Origin of the sequence: Mesorhizobium sp. M2A.F.Ca.ET.037.01.1.1 (genome assembly GCF_003998075.1) — a bacterium.
Lineage (GTDB): Bacteria > Pseudomonadota > Alphaproteobacteria > Rhizobiales > Rhizobiaceae > Mesorhizobium.
Genome location: NZ_RZSA01000977.1, coordinates 1 through 2,380 on the forward strand (window position 1 = coordinate 1; position 2,380 = coordinate 2,380).

Genomic DNA, 2,380 nt, shown 5'->3' on the forward strand with positions numbered 1-2,380 from the left:
CCATGGAACTGCGCAAGGACTATTTCGCCGATGTCCGCAAGGACGGTCTCAACGAGATCGGCCAGCCGCGGCCGCGGCTCGATTCGCCGGGACACGTCACCGGCAAGACCGCCTATTTCGCCGACCGGAACTTCCCGGGCATGCTGCATCTGAAGATGGTGCGCAGCCCGCATCACCATGCCCGTGTCCGCTCGATCGATACGTCGGAAGCGGAGAAGCATCCGGGCGTCGTGCGCGTGCTGACCGCCAAGGACGTGCCGCACAATGTCTACACCATCCTGATCCTGATCCAGGTGGGTCCCGAGGACGAGACAGTGCTTGCCGACGGCAAGGTGCGCTGGAAGGGCGAGGCCGTGGTGGCAGTGCTGGCCGAGACCGAGCGCGCGGCGCAGGAAGCCGCCGCCAAGGTCAAGGTCGATTACGAGGTGCTCCCGGCGGTCTTCGACATGGAGGAGGCGCTGAAGCCCGGCGCCCCCTTGGTCAACGAGTATCACGGCCAGAACTATTATCTCTATGACAGCGGCGAATGCCGCAAGGTGCGCTTCGGCGATGTCGAAGCGGGCTTTGCCCAGGCCGACCACATCCTCGAACAGTCCTATCAGTCCTCGCCGATCGAGCACGCGCCGACCGAGACGACGGGCTGCGTTGTGGCGCCCGAAGGCAATGACCGGTTCACCTGCTACACCAACACGCAGGCGATGTTCTTCACCCTCGATAACGCCTCGATCATCCTGCAGATGCCGGGCTCGAAGCTGCATTTCGTCGGCGGCACGGTCGGCGGCGGTTTCGGCGGCAAGGTCGACGTCATCGTCGAGCCGATCGCCATTCTCGGCGCCAAGCTCACCGGACGCCCGGTTTCCTTCGTCTACAGCCGCGAGGAGGAGATGCAGATCTCCTCGCCGCGCGCGGCCGAGAAGATCGTCATCAAGGACGGCGTGATGAAGGACGGCCGCATCGTCGCGCGCAAGGTGACCGGCTACACCGACGCCGGCGCCTATTCGCGCCACTCGCCCTACGGCGCGCAGAAGGGCGCCGCGCACTATCCCGGGCCCTACACGATCCCGAATGTCTGGATCGACACCTATTGCGTCTACACCAACCGCACCCCCTCCTCCGCCATGCGCGGCTTCGGCGTCACCATCAGCGACTTCGCACTGGAAGTGCAGATGGACAAGCTGGCGCGGCTGATCGGCATGGACCCGCTCGAATTCCGCTTCATCAACGCCTATCGCGACGGCGACATGAAGGCGCATCGCCAGCCGACCGAGGGTGCGGCGCTGATCGAATGCATGCAGGAAGCCTCGCGCGCCGCCAACTGGCCGGTGGCGGAAAAATACATGGCGATGTCCTCCTACAGGAAGGGAGCCTGAGATGGCGATTCGGCGTGGACGCGGCGTCGCCGCGATCAACTATCCGACCGGCATGAACCTCGGCGGCGACCCGACCCAGGCGCTGGTGCATTCGACGCCTACGGGCAATTTCATGGTCACGCTTTCCAGCGTCGATCTGGGACAGGGCATGAAGCAGATCATGGCGCAGATCTGCGCCGAGACGATCGGCGTGCCGACCGACCGCGTCGTCGTCGACACCGCCGACACCGACACCGGCCCGCACTGCATGGGCACCTTCGCCTCGCGCGGCACGCACCGTGCCGGCAATGCCGTCATCCAGGCAGCCAAGGAAGCCCGCCAGGTGATGCTGGAAGTCGCGGCCGAAGAACTCGAGGTGAACGCCTCCGACCTCGATACCGACGGCCAGGGCAACATCCAGGTGAAGGGTGCGCCGCAGAAATCGATCTCGATCTTCGATGTCGCGCTGTCGGCGCATTTCAAGCGCGGCCGCTCGATCTCGGGCCGCGGCATGTTCCTGATCCCGCGCTCCTATCCGGAGAAGGAGACCGGCGCGATGAAGCCGTCGACCTGCTATGCCCATGCCTGCACCGTGGCCGAGGTCGAGGTCGACGACGAGACCGGCGAAGTGACGGTCCTCACCGTGAAAAATGTCTTCGAGATCGGCCGCGCGCTCAACCCGAAGATGGTCGAGCAGCAGCTGGTCGGCGGCTCCTGGATGGGCATCAGCCATGCGCTCTACGAGACGACCGAGCCTTATTATCCGAACCGCGACCATGGCGGCACCGACTTCAACCAGTATCTGATGCCGGGGCCGGGCGACCTCGCCGAGACAGAGATTATCGTGCTGGAGCGACCTTCCGCCGACGGACCGTTCGGCGCCAAGGGTCCAGGCGAGATGTGCGCCAACCCGCAGATCCCGGCCGTCGCCAACGCCGTCTTCGACGCTGTCGGCGTGCGCATCGACACGCTGCCGATCACGCCCGAACGCATCCTGCGCGCGCTGAAGGCGCGGGCCGCGAGCTGAGGGG

General features: G+C 65.4%; 2 protein-coding genes. Both read left to right on the top strand.

Going from position 1 to position 2,380, the window contains the following annotated elements; genetic code table 11:
• The first annotated feature begins 2 nt into the window (after positions 1 to 2).
• Entirely contained in the window at positions 3 to 1,370 is a 1,368-nt protein-coding gene (locus tag EOA27_RS43045) for a xanthine dehydrogenase family protein molybdopterin-binding subunit (RefSeq protein WP_126081906.1), read from the top strand.
• Between the two features lies 1 nt (position 1,371).
• A complete protein-coding gene (locus tag EOA27_RS43050; RefSeq protein WP_126081905.1) occupies positions 1,372 to 2,376 on the top strand; it encodes a molybdopterin cofactor-binding domain-containing protein in 1,005 nt (334 codons plus the stop codon).
• The last annotated feature ends 4 nt before the right edge of the window (positions 2,377 to 2,380 follow it).